11 protein-coding genes are annotated in these 20,465 nt (G+C 34.3%); 10 read left to right on the forward strand and 1 reads right to left on the reverse strand.

Annotation, left to right across the window (positions count from 1 at the left end):
• The first annotated feature begins 55 nt into the window (after positions 1 to 55).
• From J2S15_RS08600 to J2S15_RS08630, 7 genes are all read left to right on the forward strand, one after another.
• Positions 56 to 12,526 (forward strand): isopeptide-forming domain-containing fimbrial protein, encoded by a 12,471-nt coding sequence (locus tag J2S15_RS08600; protein WP_307407345.1) that lies wholly within the window; start codon positions 56 to 58, stop codon positions 12,524 to 12,526.
• 120 nt (positions 12,527 to 12,646) lie between these two features.
• The gene (locus J2S15_RS08605; RefSeq protein ID WP_307407347.1) at positions 12,647 to 13,462 is read left to right on the forward strand and encodes a phosphate ABC transporter substrate-binding protein; all 816 of its coding nucleotides are present in this window, start codon (positions 12,647 to 12,649) and stop codon (positions 13,460 to 13,462) included.
• Between the two features lie 46 nt (positions 13,463 to 13,508).
• Positions 13,509 to 14,393 (forward strand): phosphate ABC transporter permease subunit PstC, encoded by an 885-nt coding sequence (gene pstC, locus J2S15_RS08610; RefSeq protein WP_307407349.1) that lies wholly within the window; start codon positions 13,509 to 13,511, stop codon positions 14,391 to 14,393.
• A gap of 3 nt (positions 14,394 to 14,396) precedes the next feature.
• Positions 14,397 to 15,254 (forward strand): phosphate ABC transporter permease PstA, encoded by an 858-nt coding sequence (pstA, locus tag J2S15_RS08615; RefSeq protein WP_307407351.1) that lies wholly within the window; start codon positions 14,397 to 14,399, stop codon positions 15,252 to 15,254.
• Positions 15,254 to 16,012 (forward strand): phosphate ABC transporter ATP-binding protein PstB, encoded by a 759-nt coding sequence (gene pstB / locus J2S15_RS08620; protein ID WP_307407353.1) that lies wholly within the window; start codon positions 15,254 to 15,256, stop codon positions 16,010 to 16,012. Before pstA ends, pstB begins: the two co-directional genes overlap by 1 nt.
• A gap of 9 nt (positions 16,013 to 16,021) precedes the next feature.
• Positions 16,022 to 16,678 carry a phosphate signaling complex protein PhoU gene (gene phoU / locus J2S15_RS08625; RefSeq protein ID WP_307407355.1) on the forward strand — a complete coding sequence of 219 codons (657 nt, stop codon included), beginning with the start codon at positions 16,022 to 16,024 and terminating at the stop codon, positions 16,676 to 16,678.
• 51 nt (positions 16,679 to 16,729) lie between these two features.
• Positions 16,730 to 17,176 carry a hypothetical protein gene (locus J2S15_RS08630; protein WP_307407357.1) on the forward strand — a complete coding sequence of 149 codons (447 nt, stop codon included), beginning with the start codon at positions 16,730 to 16,732 and terminating at the stop codon, positions 17,174 to 17,176.
• Between the two features lie 10 nt (positions 17,177 to 17,186).
• Here J2S15_RS08630 and J2S15_RS08635 read toward each other — a convergent pair whose 3' ends face one another.
• Complete coding sequence (locus J2S15_RS08635) at positions 17,187 to 17,657, reverse strand: GNAT family N-acetyltransferase (protein WP_307407359.1); 471 nt, start codon at positions 17,655 to 17,657, stop codon at positions 17,187 to 17,189.
• Between the two features lie 148 nt (positions 17,658 to 17,805).
• Between J2S15_RS08635 and J2S15_RS08640 the strand changes: the two genes are divergently transcribed.
• From J2S15_RS08640 to J2S15_RS08650, 3 genes are all read left to right on the forward strand, one after another.
• Entirely contained in the window at positions 17,806 to 18,495 is a 690-nt protein-coding gene (locus J2S15_RS08640) for a response regulator transcription factor (protein WP_307407361.1), read from the forward strand.
• Positions 18,464 to 19,927 carry a sensor histidine kinase gene (locus tag J2S15_RS08645; protein ID WP_307407363.1) on the forward strand — a complete coding sequence of 488 codons (1,464 nt, stop codon included), beginning with the start codon at positions 18,464 to 18,466 and terminating at the stop codon, positions 19,925 to 19,927. Before J2S15_RS08640 ends, J2S15_RS08645 begins: the two co-directional genes overlap by 32 nt.
• 91 nt (positions 19,928 to 20,018) lie before the next feature.
• The gene (locus J2S15_RS08650; RefSeq protein WP_307407365.1) at positions 20,019 to 20,435 is read left to right on the forward strand and encodes a hypothetical protein; all 417 of its coding nucleotides are present in this window, start codon (positions 20,019 to 20,021) and stop codon (positions 20,433 to 20,435) included.
• Positions 20,436 to 20,465: the final 30 nt, after the last annotated feature.

The following is a 20,465-nucleotide window of genomic DNA, read 5'->3' on the forward strand; positions in this document are numbered from 1 at the left end:
AACGTCTCTCTAGATAGTGAACGGGTTATTATTTTATCACTTAGGAGGGCATACAATGATAAAAAATAAATGGAAAGAAAGATTTGATAAAACTTTCAAATTAACGATTATACTGACGTTATTAGTTGGTATTTTCACAACGAATTACAGCTCAATTATAAAAGCTGAAGATGAACATGATTTTAAGATTCAGTTAAATTGGTTAGATGATAATAAGCAGATTTTAACTGAACCTTTAGCGGAACAGTCTCCAACATCGTTTGATGCAAAGACGTTTGCTTATCATATTCGTTATGAAAGTGTACATGAAGCAGAAATTGGAGAAGTAGAAATACGTGTACCAAGATATATTTTTAATACAAGAGATGGAAACGGTGTTGAGTTGTCTGAGATAGGAGTTGTACATTCCTCAGAAACTGGTGGTGCATCGTCTTTTCGCTATACAATTGATACAGAAACAAATGAAATAGTGATTACCAACTACGCAAAAATAAATGCTGGAACACTTTTTGATTGCGATGTTCTTTATAAATATAATCCAGGAGAAATCGCAAATGGAACAACTAGTGAAATTAAAGCAACTGTAAAAACGGTAGAAGAAGGTGTAGAAGTTACTGGTGAATCAAATGCATTAACTACAAAAGTAAATACAACAATTGGTAGTATTAAATCTTTTAAAGGAATAGAAAATCAATATATTCAATGGCAAAGTCATTGGGGGACTCCAGATGCAGATGCAGATAAATATTACTATGTATATTGGCGTACAAACTATTATATGGATGGTCAGAGTCAACCTGCAACAATTACAGTAGAAGATATTATGAAAGCTGACGATGAAGGTGAAATCATTGCAATTTCTCAACATCCAAATACTGCAAGTGTATCAGAAACTGGTTTAGTTTTTGGTGGAGATCTCAGCACAATTCAGTTTACAGCCAATTCCTATGACAGCAGAAGAGCATCAGTAGGAGTTTTGGTTCGTTATCCAAAAGAAAAAGAAGATAACTCAAAAACAACAAAAGTAGAAAATACAATACGTTATACTGCTACAGGTGTAGATGATGGGTCGGTTTCAAATGACTATACACAAACATATACCATTATAGATGGTGATTATGAGTATAATGAATTTGGAGTTAGAATCTCAAAGGAAGCGATTAGTGATGGAAGTGTCAGTTTATACAATGCTGCAGTAACAACCCTGCAAAATGGTAGTGAGTTTAATTTTAATCGTAGCTTTGTTGCTCGATTATATGTCGAAGGAAAGAGTATTGCACCATATAAAGCAGAGTTAATTGATGATTTTGTATCAATTAAAAGTGATAGTGGAACTGCATTTGAACAATTAAACCCAGATGATTACATGATTCTAAGTTTTAATGCACGTTCTGAGGAAACTCAAATGGTAAAGGATCCCAATACAGGAAAATGGGTAGCACAGAAGGTTGATTCTGCAACTCCATTAAAAGTTTATGTTCGTGTCTTGGGAGTTAGTGAAAATGATGGATGGGTAGAAATTACCAACCCAGATCCTACTAAAATTACTTATAGTTATGAAGATGGTACAATACCTGCCAATGCATATCAAATAAAGATTGTACAAGATGAATGTGTAGAAGATCTTTCAATGATGATTGATAGAATTGTATATCAGATTCATCCGACTGACCATGTTGTTGAAAAAAGTGGAATGACAGGAGATCCAGCTGATTCTATTATTAAAGCAACAGATACATCAGCTACACTTCGTAATGAAGCTATGACTTATGTGTATGACAATACAGGAACAAGAGTTGCTATACCAGAGACGGATGATTATGTAGGAAATGATGAAACAGATATTCAAATGCGTCGTGATCGAGATTTGGCAGTGTATGGATCTTATGTTCAAAGACAAATGGCAGAAGTACAGCTAGGTTCTGTAACAATGTCAACAACTGCAGGGAAAGCATTACAAGAGTATAGTAATAATACTGCGGATGCATCATTTGATTTGAGGTATCAGTTATCTTCGCTTACTACAATAACTGGTGGTGGACTTAGTGAACAGGAACTTGTTGAAATGGATGGTTTTGCGCCACAATATCATGGAACATTTTATGACTTATTACCTCTAGGAATGATGTATGATTCTAGTAAAGGAATCACTGTATATGGACCAAGAGGTGAAGGTTATGGAACATTAGATGGTGTAGAAGTAATTGAAAACTATCGAGGTTCAGGAAGAACGATGTTAGTTATTAATGTTAGTTATTCACCTGGTTATAATTATGTGGAATCACTAGGAATAGTTCGATCAGGATTTCAAATTGATGTAAATACAAAAATTTCATGGGCAGCTGCCGCAGATTTTAATAATTCATTGCACAATCAAATGGCATTTATGAGTGAAGAAGAGTTATATGGAGAATTAGCTGACGATGGTTCCTATTATGGAGAAGGAACTTATCTAGGAAGTGATGAACTACAGGAACTGTTTAGTGATTTAAACAATGATGGGATTACTGATAGTAAAAATGTTAGTTATGGGCAAAGAGTTTCCACAGTTAAAGGAACAACTTCTTCTGAAGTTGGATTTCAAAAAAAGGCTAAGAATCGACAGGACTCAATATATTCTTTAACTGGTGCAACAGCAAATGCAATGGACTCGTACAGTTACGAACTACGTTTGACAAATTCCGATGCAGTATCTGCAAAAAATCTTATTTTTTATGATAGATTAGAAAATGCTGTACCAAATGGAGAAGAGTACTGGCAAGGAACATTCACGGGTATTTCTACTGCTACAGCATCTTTGCAAGGTGCTGATCCGGTAGTATATTATTCGCTCAATCCTGATGCACCATATGATCTTGACAATAATCTTGATGATGGTACAAATGGTTGGACAACAACACAACCGGACAATCTAGCAGATGTGAAGGCCATCGCAGTAGATTTGAGAAAAGATTCTGAAAATGAAGAATTTATATTGGGTAAAGAAGAATCAGTTGCGGTAACAGTTTATATGAATGCACCTGAAGAATATAAGAAAGATTCTGAAGGTAACGCGTTATATGCATATAACCAACCACACTACACTGGTATCACAAATAATGCAGGTAGTGAATTACCAGCAGACATGGATGGGAATATAACAAAAGTAGAACTATTGGATAAGGTAGTTAGTATTCGTAAATCTTCTAATCCAATAAGTGGAAGTAAGGATGATCCTAAACAGGTTGCATTGGGTTCAAATATTAGTTATGAGTTAAGAATAGAAAATACTGGAAACCTAGGGATGACAAATGTTCATATGGAAGATGTATTGCCGGATGGATTAGAACTGAGTGAAGAGAATTATAATGATATCCATATTACCAATAATAGTGTTTATTATGGAGTGATACATGATCAAGATGGTATAAATGTTACTAGAGAAGGACAAAAACTTTCTTTTGTGTTTGATAATATTTCGGCCAAAGAATATTTGACTATTTATGTGAAGGTAAAAGTAAAAGAAAATGCTTCGGGTAAATTGTTTGATAATACTGCAAAAATTACAGAGTTTAATGGAGCACCTCATTTAGTGGAAAGTAATACGACATATCATCGTTCACTTAATGCACCAATAAAAAGTACAGATCAAAGTGATACAAGTGGCTTTGTACAACCAGGCGATATAATAACGTATACTTTAGATTATGAAAATGATCGTGATCGAGCTACCTATTTGCAGATGCGTGATGAACTGCCTGTAGATGTAATCTATCAGCCAACAACAATGAAAGTATTCATTGATGATGTAGAGGCAGAACTAGGTACAGATTATAGCTTTAGTGATTTTTCTGTATTCTCGAAGCGATTAATATGGGAATTTGATAGTGTTCCTGATAAAAGCAAGGTTAGGATTGAATATCAAGTTAAAGTAAAAGAAGATTTAAGTGCTGGTATTACGATTAATAATATCGTATATTCCAGAGTAGACAAGAATCAATATACATATTTTGAAAGTGAAACTACAAATACAGTAAATCCAGTAAAGACAGTATCACCAGGACAATCAACTTCAGTTGGTCTTGGACAGGAATTAACTTATACTGTAACTTATAAAAATACGAGTGATGTAACTCAGGATGTTTTAATTAAGGATGCAATACCAACCGGAACAACCTATGTGAATGGCAGTGCAGTCGCTAAAGAAGGTGGAGCATTCCATTCAAATACCGATTTTGCGAATGATACTGTAGAGATGAGTTTTGCAGCTGTTGATCCAGGAGAAATTGTGGCATTGGAATTCAAAGTTACAGTAAGTGATATCTCATCGATTACACAGGTAGAAAATACGGGAACAGTGAAAGTTGATAATGATCCAGAGGTTACTACAAATAAAGTAGTTAATAAAATTGAACAACCACCAGTAAAAACAAATGATAAAATTGAAGTAGGTGGAGCAGTAAAACCAGGTGATACAATTACGTATACTCTGAAATATAAAAATGAAGGGACTGCCTCTAAATACTTAGAGTTTGTAGATGAATTACCTGAAGAAGTAGTTTTTGCAGGTGAAGATACAATTAAAGTAACATTAGATGGAAGTGAAATATCTGAAGGTTCATCTACATTTAGTTTTGATGCTACAGATACAGCTAATTCAACTGAATTAAAGTGGATATTTGATAGCTTGGCAGGTGGTAAAGAAGTAATAATTACGTTTGATGTAAAAGTAAAAGACACTTTACAACCAGTTGCTGGAACCGAAATTGAAAATACATTAGAGTATCGTTTATCAGACAATGATGTTTATACAGAAACAAGTACAAAAAACTATATCAATGGAGTGAAGTCTGTAGATGTAGGTGATTTAACAATTGTAGAATCTGGAGACACTCTTATCTATACAATTGAATATTTAAATACTACTGATGTAAATCAAGCAGTGGTGATAAGAGATGCAGCACCTGCTGGCACAACGTTAATTGCAGGCAGTGCCAGTGTGGTAGATGGACCAGCAATAACACCAGCTGAGACTGGAAATGATGTAGAGTGGTCTTTCCCTACAGTAGCTTCTCAAGAAACATTAAAAGTACAATTTAGTGTAAAAGTAGATTATGGAATTACAAGCGAAGTAATTAAAAATACTGGTGAAATTGAAGTAGATGGTTCAACCATTACAACCAATGAAGTTAAAAACCCAGTAAATCCAAAGCGTTCAGACATAGGTGAAGGTAATGGAGTGACAGCAGGGGATATAATTGAATACTCAATTCGTCACGTTAACTACTCAAAAGATAGCCAGAAAGTAGTAATTACGGATACGGTACCAGCAGGATCAACACTAGTTAGCGATAGTGCTAAAACTACTGCGGATTCTATAGATGCATCAGACATTGAAATAGATGGAAATAAGATTACATGGACATTTGATGAAGTAAAAGTTAACGAGAAAGCTGAAGTAACTTTTAAAGTAAAAGTGAACGACAGCGGTGTGGTAGAAGAGATAAAAAATACTGGTGGAATTGAGTTAGATAATGACCCATTGGTACAAACGAATACAATTACCAATCCAATTGATCCAAAAACGGCATCCCCTGCGGAAGGCTCACAAGTATTTGTGGGTGATGAGATAGAGTATACAGTGCGTTATAAAAACAATTCAAATGAAGAACAGGAAGTACTAATTGAGGATACAATTCCAACAGGTACGAAACTTGTTGATAACAGTGCTGTGATAAGCCCAGATTCAGATGTAACAACAACAGATATTGTTGAGTCGAGTGCGAAAGTATCTTGGAAGTTTGCAAGTGTACAACCAGGTAAAACAGCAAAAGTGACATTCAAGGTTAAGGTTACTGAAGATGCAGTAAACAGTGTTACAAACCAGGCGGAGATTACTGCAAACAACTATAAAATCACAACCAATGAGTTGACTCATAATGCCGAAAATGAAGCAGAAAAAACAAATGACAAAATTGAATTTGGTGGAGCAGTAAAACCTGGTGATACAATTACGTATACACTAAAATATAAAAATGACAGCAATGAGAAAAAATATCTTGAATTTGTGGATGAACTTCCAGAAGAAGTAACATTCTTAGGTGATGATACAGTTCAAGTAAAAGTTGATGGAACTGCGATTGGTGGAAACGATGGTGTTTATACCTATATAAGCAAAGCCACTACAAACTCTACAGAGTTAAGATGGATTTTTGATGAAGTCGCAGCTGGCGAAGAAGTAGTAATTACCTTTGATGTAAAAGTAAAAGATACATTGCAACCAGTAGTTGGTACTGAAATAGAGAACACCTTAGAATATCGATTATCAGATAATGGTGCATATAAAGAAACATCTACAAAAAACTATTTAAATGGATTGAAGTCGGTAGATGCAGGTGATCTAACACCAGTAAAATCGGGTGATACACTGATTTATACAATCGAATATATGAATACAACAGATGCAAATCAATCCGTTGTAATCAAGGATGCAGCACCTACAGGAACAACACTTGTAAATGGAAGTGCAAATGTAATAAATGGAACTGGAACAATATTAGAAAATGCTGGTTCAGTAGAATGGACATTGCCAGTTGTTGCACCACAAGAAGTAATAAAAGTGGAGTTTAGTGTAAAAGTAAATGAAAACACTACTGAGAATGTTATTAAGAATACAGGAATAATTAATGTAGATGGTAATGATTTAGAAACAAATGAAGTTCAAAACCCTGTAAATATTAAGAGTGTAAATCCAGGGAATGGAAATGGAGTTTCTGTAGGGGATATTGTAGAGTATACAATTCGCCATGAAAACTACTCAACTCAAAATCAGAAAGTGGTGATTACAGATATTGTGCCTGCAGGAACAACATATGTTGCTGATAGTGCTACTGTAACTGCTGATTCAATTGATGCAACAAGTATAAGTGGTATAAGCTTAGGACCAATTATGTGGACCTTTAACGAGGTAAAACCAGGTGAAGTTGCGGAAGTAACTTTTAAGGTAAAGGTAACAGGAACAGGTATAGAAGAGATTGAAAACACAGGGATGCTTAAGGTGAACAATGATCCATCTATTAAGACAAACTCAGTTATTAATCCTGTAGAACCTAAAAAAGCATCTCCAGGTGATGGAAATGGCGTAAATGTAGGTGATAAGATAAGCTATACTGTTCGTTATAAAAATAACTCAACTGAGGTACAAGAAGTACAGATTGATGATGTGATACCAACAGGTACAAAACTTGTAAGCGGAAGTGCTGCTGTAACAGCAAATTCTGAAGTTACAACTACGGATATACTTGAAGGAAACGATAAAATAACTTGGAAGTTTGCAAGTGTACAGCCAGATGAAACTGTTGAAGTAACATTTGATGTAATCGTCACAAAAGATGCAGTTAATGTGGTAACTAACACTGCAGATATAAGTGCAAATGGATACAAGGTAATCACCAACGATGTAAAAAATCCAATAGAACCTAAAAAATCAAATCCAGGAAATGGAAATGGAGTTTCTATAGGTGAAAAAGTAGATTATACAATTGCTCATACAAATGAGACAACAGCTAATCAAAAAGTAGTAATTAAAGATACAATACCTGCGGGAACGACGCTGGTAGAAGATAGTGCAAAAGTAACGGGGGATTCAATTAATGCCACTGATATTACGGTAAGTGGTACGACAATCACATGGACGTTTGACGAAGTTCAACCTGGTGAAAAAGCAGAAGCTACCTTCCAGGTAAAAGTAGTTGGAGGATCAGGAATTGAAGAGGTGACGAATGCTGGATCAATTCAAATAAATAATGATCCACTAGTAACGACCAATGAAATCATTCATCCAGTAGCACCAAAAACGGCAACACCTTCAGATGGTTCAGAGGTATTTGTAGGTGATGAGATTGAATACAATGTTCAATACAAAAACAATACAGATGAAGCACAAGAAGTACTTATTAGCGATTTAATACCTAATGGAACGAAATTGATTGATAATAGTGCGGTAGTGACAAATGACTCTGATGTGATGACAACGGATATCCTTGAATCTAATGATAAGGTAACGTGGAAATTTGCAGTTGTACAACCAAATGAAACAGTAAAAGTATCGTTTAAAGTGAAAGTGACAGCAGATGCGGTTGATAAAGTAACAAACAAAGCTTCTATCACTGCAGGCGATTATGAAGTGGAAACTAATAACGTTACTCATAGTGTTGAAAAAGAAGCAGAGAAAACAAACGATAAAGTTGAAATTGGTGGTGCAATCAAACCAGGGGATACAATCACCTATACATTGAAGTATAAAAATGAAAGTAATGAGAAAAAATATCTGGAGTTTGTTGATGAATTACCAGAAGAAGTAGACTTTTTAGGTGATGACACGATAAAGGTAACTGTAGATGATGCAGAGATAGCCAGTGATGCTGGAGTATACACATATACAAAAGCAGATACAACAAATTCAAAAGAACTAAAATGGATTTTTGATGAAGTAGCAGCAGGTGAAGAAGTAATTATTACCTTTGAAGTAAAGGTAAAAGACACAATTGAGCCAGTTGCAGGAATGGAAATTGAAAATACATTAGAATATCGTTTTACAAATACTGGTTCTTATTATGAATCAGCAACAAAAAATTACATCAATGCTGTAAAAACAGTAGATGTAGGAGATTTAACTCCTGTAAAATCAGGAGATACTCTTGTGTATACCCTTGATTATAAAAACACAACAAATGCGAATCAAGAAGTTGTAATTAAAGACTCGGCTCCTGCAGGAACAACAATCGTTTCTGGAAGTGCAGAAGTAGTAAGTGGAACTGGAACACCAGCAGAAACAGATGGTGATGTTGAATGGACATTTGCAACGGTAGGACCTCAAGAAACAGTTAGTGTTAAATTTGCAGTAAAAGCAAAAGAGAAAACATTAGTTGAAGTAATCAAAAACAAGGGATTGGTTGTAGTAGATGGTACATCTCGTGCAACCAATGAAGTAAAGAATCCATTAAATCCAAAGGATGTAACGCCTGGGGATAATTATGGAGTTAGTGTAGGAGATACGCTTGACTATACAATTCGTCATGTGAATTACTCAACAGAAGATCAAAAAGTAATTATTACAGATACAGTTCCAGCTGGAACAAAACTAGTTGCAGGAAGTGCGGAAGTGACTTCAGGGTCAATTGCAGCAAGTGATATTAGTATTAATGGAGATCTTATTACTTGGACTTTTGATAAGGTTGAACCGAATGAAAAAGCGGAAGTAACGTTTAAAGTAAAAGTAGTTGGTGGTTCAGGAATTGAAGAAGTTCAAAATGCTGGTGGAATACAAGTAAATAACAATCCTTCAGTAGTTACAAATAAAGTAACGAATCCAATTGATCCAAAAACAGCTACACCAAAAGATGGTAATGGAATCAATGTAGGTGACAGAATTGAGTATACAGTTCGATACAAAAATAATTCGACTGAAGCACAAGAAGTAATAATTGAAGATGAAATTCCAGTAGGAACAGACTTGATTTCAAATAGTGCAGCAGTTCATGCTGATTCAGATGTATTTGTAGCAGACATTAGTGAGTCAACTAATAAAGTAACTTGGAAATTTACAACTGTACAACCAGGCGAAGAAGTAAAGGTGGTCTTTAGTGTGGTTGTGAATAAAGATGCAATAGATGTTGTTACAAATGAAGCAAGTATATCAGCTAATGGCTATAAAGTTAAAACGAATGAAATAGAAAATCCAGTAGAATTAAAAAAAGCAACACCTGGCAATGGTAATGGAGTAAATGTAGGTGATGTAATAGACTATACGATTGAACACACAAATAGAACAGATGAAAATCAAAAAGTAGTAATTACAGATGTGGTACCAGCGGGTACACAATTGATAAATGGAAGCGCAGATGTGACTTCAGGTTCAATTGCTGCTAGCGATATTACGGTAAGTGGAACTACAATTACTTGGACATTTGATGAAGTAAAACCAAATGAAAAAGTAGAAGTTACGTTTAAGGTGAAAGTAATAGGTTCAGGTATTGAAGAAATCGAAAATGCTGGAGAAATTACAGTCAACAACAATCCAATAGTGACTACCAATAAAGTCACAAATCCAGTAGAACCGAAAACGGCAAATCCAGGAGATGGTAATGGTGTGAATATCGGTGATAAAATTGATTACACGGTAAGTTATAAAAATAACTCTACTGAAGTACAAGAAGTTATTATTGATGATAAACTTCCAACAGGAACGAAACTTGTAGCAGGAAGTGCACTAGTTGGTGTGAATTCGGATGTCACAACAACAGATATAAAAGAAGATACAGATAAAGTAACTTGGAAATTTAATAGTGTACAACCAGGTGAAACCGTAGAAGTAACCTTCAGTGTTATCGTCACAAAAGATGCAGTAGACGAAATTACCAACAAAGCAAATATATCGGCAAATGGATACAAAGTAAAAACAAATGAAGTAAAGAATCCAGTAGAACCGAAAAAAGCAACACCAGGTAATGGAAATGGAGTAAATGTAGGAGATACAATTGGTTACTCAATTGATCATACGAATAAAACTTCCGAAAACCAAAAGGTAGTAATTAGTGATACTGTACCAGTGGGAACTACTTATGTAGATGGAAGTGCAAAAGTAACGAAAGATTCCATTAAAGCAGATGATATTACAGTAAGTGGAAATATTATTACTTGGACATTTGATGAAGTAAAACCAAATGAAAAAGTGGAAGTAACTTTCAAAGTGAAAGTAACAGATCCTGGTACTGGAGAAATTGAAAATGCTGGAGAAATTATTGTAAACAATGATCCTCTGGTAATTACTAATAAGGTAACAAATCCAATAGGAGTAAAAACGGCGAATCCAGCAGATGGAAGTGGAGTAAATGTAGGAGATAAAATCGACTATACGGTACGTTATAAAAATAACGCAAGTGATGTTCAAGAAGTGATCATCGATGACAAACTTCCAACAGGTACGAAACTGGTTGCAGGAAGTGCAGCAGTTAGTCCAAACTCAAATGTGACGACAGCAGATATAAAGGAAACATCAGATAAAGTAACTTGGAAATTTAACAGCATACAACCAGGTGAAACAGTAGAAGTAACATTTAGTGTTATCGTCACAAAAGATGCAGAAGATGTAATTGCCAACAAAGCAGATATTTCAGCGAATGGTTACAAAGTAAAAACCAATGAAGTTACCAATCCAGTTGAATCTAAGAAAGCAACACCAGGTAATGGAAGTGGAGTGAATGTAGGAGATACAATTGATTATTCAATTGATCACACCAACAGAACAGAAGATAACCAAAAGGTAGTAATTACAGATACAATTCCAACAGGGACAACGTATGTAGATGACAGTGCAAAAGTAACAAAAGATTCACTTAAAGCTAATGATATCAGTGTAAATGGAGATCTTATTACTTGGACGTTTGATGAAGTAAAACCAAATGAAAAAGTAGAAGTAACCTTCCAAGTAAAGGTTACTGGCGAATCTGGAGAAATTGAAAACGCTGGAGAGATTATTGTGAATGATAATCCTTTGGTTGTTACAAATAAAGTTACCAATCCAATCGCACCAAAACAAGCGTTAAATGAGTTTGAAGATGGAATGGTTTATGTAGGAGATGAGATTGATTATCAAATCAGTTATAAAAATAATACTGATGAAGCGCAAAAAGTGGTAATTACTGATCCGATCCCAACAGGAACGAAGTTAGTGAGTGGAAGTGCAGATGCAAGTATTGATGATGTGGAAATCACAGAAACTGATGATAAACTAACTTGGATATTTGATAGTGTTGCGCCTGGTGAAGAAATAAGTGTAACATTCAGTGTAAAAGTAACGAAAGATGCAGTAGATGAAGTTAAGAATACAGCATCAATCAAAGCAGGTGATTATGATATTGCGTCGAATGCAGTAACACATAAAGTAGCAAGTCCTAAATTGGAGCTTGTTAAGACATCTTCTTATGACAAATCAAAAGATTTAGTCTTTGGAAGTGAAGTGGAGTATCAGATTACCGTAACTAACTCAGGTAATGGAGATGCAAATAATGTAGTTGTAAGAGATGCAATTCCAGAATTCACAAAATATGTAGATGGAAGTGTATCGAATATTGAAGTGAATGGAGTTATGGTGAATGGCAAGAGTGTTGTTTATGATGGAAATGACTATGTACAATGGGAGATTCCAGTTATAAAGGCAAATGAAAGTGTAACCGTAACCTTCAAAGTAACAATCAATGCCGACTTTAACGGCGAAGTAACAAATATTGCAGAAGGTAAGATTCTTGAAAAAGATAATACAGGATGTGAAGATAAGTTTACGCCAAGTAATAAAGTAGTGGATAAGTTTGTTACTAAAGATGGAAGTAAAAATCCATCAAAAGATCCTTCTAAAAACCCATCAGTAGCACCAGGTACAGAAGGGGCGAATACAGGAGATACAACGAATCTTAATACAACGACAGCGCTTGCATTCATTAGTTTGATGGCAATTGTTGCGATAATCAAAAGAAGAAAAAGAGCATAATTCTAAAAAGAGACAATCATTCAAGTGATTGTTTCTTTTTTTAACCGTTTCTTAACAAAACATTTATAAGCAGTTTATGTAAGAGATTTATACTTTAAGTGGCTAAAGGGAGGAATTTTTATGACGAAAAAAATATGGGGGATTGCACTTGTGTGTAGTTTACTACTTGCCGGATGTGGTGGAAGATCATCAGGTAAAGATGGTGCATCTAACTATATTGTAGGAGGTTCTACATCTGTACAGCCACTGATGGAGCAACTGGCAGAAAAATACAATGAATCAACAGGAGCTCTAGTTACTGTACAAGGTGGTGGATCTAGTGTTGGTACCAAAGGTACAATCGATGGAACATTTGATGTAGGTATGGTTTCAAGAGACTTAAAAGAAGATGAAGCTGAAAAGTTAGATGAAACGATAATTGCATGGGATGGAATTATTGTGATTGTTAACAAAGATAACCCCGTACAAGATTTATCCCTGGATCAAGTAAAAAAGATTTTTACTGGAGAAATTATCAACTGGAAAGATGTTGGTGGTGAAGATAAGGAAATCGCAGTTGTATCAAGAGAAGAAGGTTCAGGAACGCGTGATGGGTTTGAATCGGTTGTTGGATTTGAAACGGCAGAATTGATTAGCAATTCAGATATTCAAAATGCAACAGGATCAGTGATTAGTGATGTGTCTGGTAATACCCATGCAATTGGTTATATTTCACTAGGCTCAAATTCAAACCAGGTCAAAGCTGTTAGCATTGAAGGTGTGAAGGCTGATGAAGATACAATTAAAGATGGAAGTTATAAATTGCGAAGACCATTTACATTATGTGTGATAAAGGGAAGTGAAGAAGCAGAAGCACTGTTTGAATTCATATTCTCTGATGAAGGAAAAGCGATTATTCAGGAACAAAAATATATTCCTGTAGAAAGAGCAGAGTAAATGAGCAAGCACACAATTGTGTGCTTTTGCACTAGAGAGGAGTTCTATGAATTCAATTGAATATAAGAAAAGATTAGATAGTGTATTTAAAAAGATTGTATTCTTTTTCACTTTTATTTCGGTTTTGGCACTTGCTGCAATATTGATTTTTACCTTAATAAAAGCATTACCATTATTTAAAGAAGTAGATATTATTTCATTTATTACATCTGATGTCTGGGCACCAACAAGTGGTCAGTATGGAATCTTATCATTTATTGTGGCAAGTGTTCTTACAACGATTGCTGCTGTAATTATTGGGATCCCAGTTGGATTATATACAGCTATTTTTATTAGCGAAATAGCACCTAAGAAAATTGGAAATGTCGTATTGTCAGCAGTTGAAATATTAGCAGCAATACCAAGTGTTGTTTATGGATTCTTTGGATTAACGTTAGTAGTTCCCCTTGTTCAGGAAGTATTTGGATTACGTAGTGGTTCAACTTTACTAACTGCTTCGATTATTCTGGCACTTATGATTTTACCAACCGTAGTATCACTTTCGACATCTGCATTAAAAAGTGTTCCTAAAACAATTGATGAAGGATCGCTGGCTCTAGGTGCTACCAAAATACAAACAATTTTTAAAGTGAAAATACCATATGCAAAAAGTGGTATTCTGACATCGTTCTTATTGGGGTTAGGTAGAGCGCTTGGGGAAACAATGGCAGTAATCTTAGTTGCTGGTAACTCTAACGCAATGCCAATCCTTAATCCTCTATATGAAGCATTCTTAAGCGGAGGACGAACGCTTACAGGAAATATAGTAATGGAGTTGGCATATGCGAGTGGAACGCATGAGGCGGCTTTATTTGCGACAGGAGTTGTATTATTTATCTTTGTAAGTATTATTAACATCTTCATTTTATTTGTGAAGAAAAGAGAGGTGTAGAGTATGAGCAGGAAAGTAAAAGACAATATCCAACTTGCTCTTATCTGGATTGCAAGTGCAATTACTATTCTTTCTTTAGTTCTAATTGTAGGATTTGTATTAAAGAATGGATTATCTCATATTAGTTTTGATTTCTTATTCAATAGTTACAGTGTAAGTAATCATGAAAACAGTGGTATATTGCCAATGATTGTTGGAACGATTTATATCGTAGTATTAACCCTGTTGATTGCAACACCTATTAGTATCTTCAGTGCTATTTACTTAAATGAATATGCAAGAGATACAAGAGTGACTAGAATTATTCGTTTTGCAATTGATGGGTTAGTAAGTGTACCTAGTATCGTATATGGATTGTTTGGATTTAGTCTGTTTGTAACAATACTACAGCCACTAACCAATGGATATTCGATATTATCAGGTTCCCTAACCTTAACTATTATGATCTTACCAATCTTAATTAAAACGATTGAGGAAACATTAAAAACAATACCTAATGACTTGCGTGAAGCCTCTTATGGTTTAGGTGCAAGTAAGGTGCAAACCATATTTAAAGTAATTTTACCTACAAGTATGAGTGGTATCATTAGTGCTATCATCTTAGGAATGGGTAGAATTATTTCTGAGAGTGCCCCACTACTTTTAACAGCAGGAATGGTATACTATATGCCAGAGGGAATCTTCTCATCAAGTAGAACATTAACAACGCATTTATATTATTTAGCTAGTGAAGGTGTTAACGACGCAGCTAAATCACAAGCATATGCAACAGCAACCATCTTAATTATCTTAATCGTATTATTAAATTTATTAACAAAATGGGTTGCAAAAAGAATCAACAAGAAAGTAGGTAAAAGCTAATGGAAGATATCAAGTTCGATGTGAAGAATTTAGATTTATATTATGGAGATTTTCAGGCATTAAAGAATATTAATTTAGAAATTAGAGCAAATAAAGTCACAGCATTAATCGGACCTTCTGGGTGTGGGAAAAGTACCTTTTTAAGAACGCTAAATCGAATGAATGATTTAGTAGATGGTGTACGCATTGAAGGTGATGTAATCTTTGATGGAAGTAATTTACTATCTTCACAAACGGATGTGATTGGACTTCGTACCAAAGTAGGTATGGTATTTCAAAAACCAAATCCATTTCCTATGAGTATTTTTGACAATGTTGCATATGGACCAAGATGTCAGGGAATTAAAGACAAAAAAGAATTAAACGAAATCGTGGAAACGTCATTAAAGCAAGCAGCTTTATGGGATGAAGTACAAGATCGTTTAAATAAAAATGCAATGGGATTATCTGGTGGACAACAACAACGTTTATGTATCGCCAGAGCAATCGCAATGAAGCCGGAAGTCATTCTTATGGATGAGCCAACAAGTGCGTTAGATCCAATTGCTACAAAAAAAATTGAAGAATTGATTGATGTATTGAAAAAAGAATATACAATATTAATTGTAACCCACTCAATGCAACAGGCATCAAGGGTAAGTGACGATACAGCATTCTTCCTATTGGGAGAAGTTATTGAATTTGATTCTACTTTAAAATTATTCTCTAATCCAAAAAACAAGAAAACGGAAGATTATATTACAGGTAGATTCGGATAGGAGGTCCATATGATCAAATTAGATAAGAAGTTAAAGAAATTGGAGACGAGTGTTATCCACATGGGTGAACAAGTAATTGAACAACATCGCAGATGTGCTAAGGTACTGACAAACTACGATGACAAGTTGGCTCATGAAATCATAGACAATGATGAAATCATTAATAACTACGAAATAAACATCAATGATCAGGCAATTGCTGACATTGTATTGCTTCGTCCAGTTGCTACTGATTTACGTCGTGTACTAGTAGCAATCAAAATTGCATCTGATTTAGAAAGAATCGGAGACTATGCTAAAGGATTGGCAACGTATATTTTGAAGAACAGTGATGAAGATGAATATGATCACTTATTAAATCATGCAGTAATCATGGAAAACAAACTGATTCAAATACTAGAAGCAGTTATGAAAAGTTACCAAGAAAAAGATGTACAAAGTGCATATGAAATACCAAAAGAAGATGAAGCTTTGAATAATTTATTACGTGAATTTCGTCATAAATTAGTGGAAGAAAAAGATCCAAATTTAAAACATGTATTCTATCTCTCTAATTTGTTTAGAAACATTGAAAGAGCAGGAGATCACAGTGTAAATATTTGTGAACATATTGTTTACCTATGTAAAGGTATCCAATATGACTTTGATAAAGTTTCAGCACTATAGAACGAACCCTTTTCAGTTTTATAATGTCTTAATAAATGAAGGAGAAAAGTTATGGATGAAAATTTTATGCAAGATAACTTACCTTTATTTATAGGGGTATTTGCAACAGTGTGTATTGTAATTGTAGTTTTAATGATTGTTTCTAGTAGGAAACAGAAAGCAAAAAAGAAGACATTGTTGTCTTCCAATGACAATTTAGTAGAGGTTGAATTCGATTATCCAGCCGTACCAAGAGAGCGAGTTATTATGAATCCTGGTACAACTGAATATGTACTTCACTCAGTAAATGGCAAAGCTGCTGATTTAATTAGCCGTTCTATTTTAGTTCCTGCAGGGAAATTAGAACTTGATGTTGAGTTCTATCAATTATCAATGGGTAAGAAAATTGCCAAGTCATTAGCCAGAAGTGAAATAACATTTGCAATTGAAAAAGGTAAAAAGTATCAGATTACATACAATTATTTAGATAAGATATTTGAATGTAAGGAAACAAAGTAAAAGTGAGAAATTAAATCTCACTTTTTTTGTGAATCATAGCTTGAAAACGAATGCCTGAGGATACTTGTTCTTCTCCATCAATAACAAATCCTAACTTCTCATATGCAGGAATTGCATATGGAGATGAATGTACCGTAATTGGTTGCTTACCATCATACCAGTTTCGTAGTACATGATTAAACAACTGTTTTGCAATGCCCTTGTGATGATAGTCTTTATTCACAAACATCAACGTAATTGCACATGGCTGACGCATGGCAATCATTCCAACAATCTTATTATCTATACTGGCGCCAAAAATAATAATTTTATCTTCATCCATGAGATGAAGAATATTTTCGACATTAGTATAGCTCAAAAATTCATCTACACCTTCTTGTGTATAATCGTTACCTACAAATTCCATAAAGGTAGTTTCCACAAGTTTCATCGTTTCAATTATTTTGTCTTTGGTTTTAATCTCGTTAATTTGGATTTTCATAAAATCTTATCCTCTTCTGTTATCTTAAGTATATAATAAATATATACTGATAAATAGTACGTTTCACAAAAATTTCACATAGAAAACGGCTGAATTCCATACATAAACGAAGAAAGTGCTATATAATAGACTCAGGAGAAACTATATTATGAAAAGATTACTAATTGTAGATGATGAAACAAACATAAGAGATATCGTTAAAAAGTATGCACAGTTTGAAGGTTATGAATACTGCGAAGCTGGAGATGGATTAGAAGCGATTGAAGTGATGAAGAAGGAAGATCACATTGATCTAGTAATCATGGATGCAATGATGCCGGAACTAGATGGATTTAGTGCATGTAAAGAAATACGTAAGTTCAGTAATGTTCCTATTTTAATGCTGTCAGCGAGAGGTGAAGAATATGATCGAATCCATGGGTTTGAAATCGGTGTAGACGATTATGTAGTAAAACCATTCTCACCAAAAGAATTAATGATGCGAATTGCAGCAATTTTAAAAAGGTATCAGCGAGAAGATAACTCAGAAAAATTTGTTTATGATACATTTGAAATGAACTTCACTTCAAGAGTAGTAAAGATTGATAATCAGAGAATTGAACTTTCACCAAAAGAATACGATTTATTATTTTATTTGGTAAACAATAAAGATATTGCTCTTACTAGAGAGCAGTTAATTTCAAAAGTATGGGGTTATGATTTTTATGGAGATGATCGGACCCTTGATACACATATTAAGTTATTAAGAAAAAAACTGGGACAATACAGTACAACAATTGTCACATTGAGAGGAGTAGGTTATCGTTTTGAAACGAAAGAAGATGAGTCTCAGGAGTAGAATAATTATATATATTCTAGCTTTTGCGATAGTTATAATTGCGATTCTTTGGTTATTCCAGATAGTGTTTCTGGATGATTTTTATCGTGCAATAAAAACAGGGCAAATCAAAGATGCATCTTCCAATATATTAGATGTTATTAAAGATGAAAATGCTACTAAAGATGAGTTAGACACGTACATCAGTGAACTTGAATATAATAGTAATTATTGTGCTGTGGTGTTAGACAAAACTCAATATGGTACATATGCATTGTCAGGAGAGGACTATGAGCGGATTCTTTCTCGTAAAGTATGTGTTCAAAATGGAGTGGATAAAAATGCTATTGAGAGCTTATTAAAGAATGCAGGTAAAGCAGGAGGCTCGAAAACAGAATTTACGCAGCAAACCTTTACATTTACTGCTCAGAAAAGTACAAGTTTCACATCGATGTATTATGGAAAAATTGTGGATCTTAGTGATAAAGAAGGATATTTTATCTTTGTAAGTGGTAGTCTAACACCAATTGATGAAACTGTATCAACATTGGAAAGACAACTGTTAATTATTACAGGGGTTCTAATTTTCTTATCATTAATTGTAGCTTACATTATTGGAGAAGTTACTTCAAAGCCTATTCATAAGACAAATGAAAAAGCAAAGAAGCTGGCCGAGGGTAAGTTGGATATTTATTTTGATGGAAAAGGATATCTTGAGATTGATGAATTAAACGAGACTTTGAATTATGCAGTTCAGGAACTAAGTAAGGTAGAGACGTTACGTAATGAACTGATTGCCAATATGTCACACGACTTACGAACACCGTTAACGATGATTGGTGGATATAGTGAAGTTATTCGTGACCTTCCTGGAGAAGATACAAAAGAAAACATTCAGGTAATTATTGATGAAACAAAACGACTGACAAATTTGGTAAACAATATTTTAGAATTATCAAAATTACAGGCAAATACAGAAGAATTAAAAACAGAACAGTTTAATTTAACTGATTTAATCAGAAGCACAGTTACTCGTTTGAATAAAATGATTGAAAATGATAACTATGAAATTATTGTTGAATCAAATGAAGAAGTGTTTGTGAATGCTGATCATGATAAGATTAATCAGGTTATTTACAATATTTTAGGAAATGCAATTCATTATACAGGTGAAGATAAGAAGGTATATGTACGTCAGATTGTTCTTGATAACCGAGTGCGTATCGAAGTGGAAGATACAGGTAAAGGTATTAAACAGGAAGATATTCCATATGTTTGGGATCGTTACTATCAGCTAAAGAAAAATCATAAGCGTCAGGAACTAGGAACCGGTCTTGGGTTGAGTATTGTGAAAGGAATATTAGAACTGCATAGTGCAAGCTATGGAGTTCTCAGTGAGAAAGGAAAGGGTGCAATTTTCTACTTTGAACTCTTTATAGAGTCAAAAAAGTGATTTTTGTAACAAAAATATAACTCCCTGTTCATTAGAATGGTCATTTTATTTTACACAGTATATAATGTAATTAGAATGGAGGGGCTATATTATGAAAAAAGTGCTCGCTCTTTTCTGTGTACTAACTATTCTACTTGTGGGATGTCAATCGGAAGCGGCTAACAATAGCGATACGTCAGAAAAAGAGCTAAAATCAAAAGTAGTTCTGATTGTTGGTCAGGATGATGAGTCAGAAGTTGTGTTGAGTGACGAAGATGCCAAGAAACTTCATGATCTTTTAGATAGTGCGGTTTATGATGGCGACCAATATGATGAAGAAACGAATCCTGATGGTTATCGTTTAAATCTTGCAAACAGTGATTATACATTGATTGAGAAAAAAGGCGATAAAATTGTTCAGACAATTTATGTGTGGAAGGAAACTGACCACATGAAAAAACAAAACAAATGGTATTTCTGTACAGATACAAAAGAACAGATTATAGAAATCGTTGAGAAGTATGTGTAGAAAGCAGTAAAAGTGTGTGGAACTTCCACA

Source organism: Breznakia pachnodae (genome assembly GCF_030814225.1).
Taxonomy (GTDB): domain Bacteria; phylum Bacillota_I; class Bacilli_A; order Erysipelotrichales; family Erysipelotrichaceae; genus Breznakia; species Breznakia pachnodae.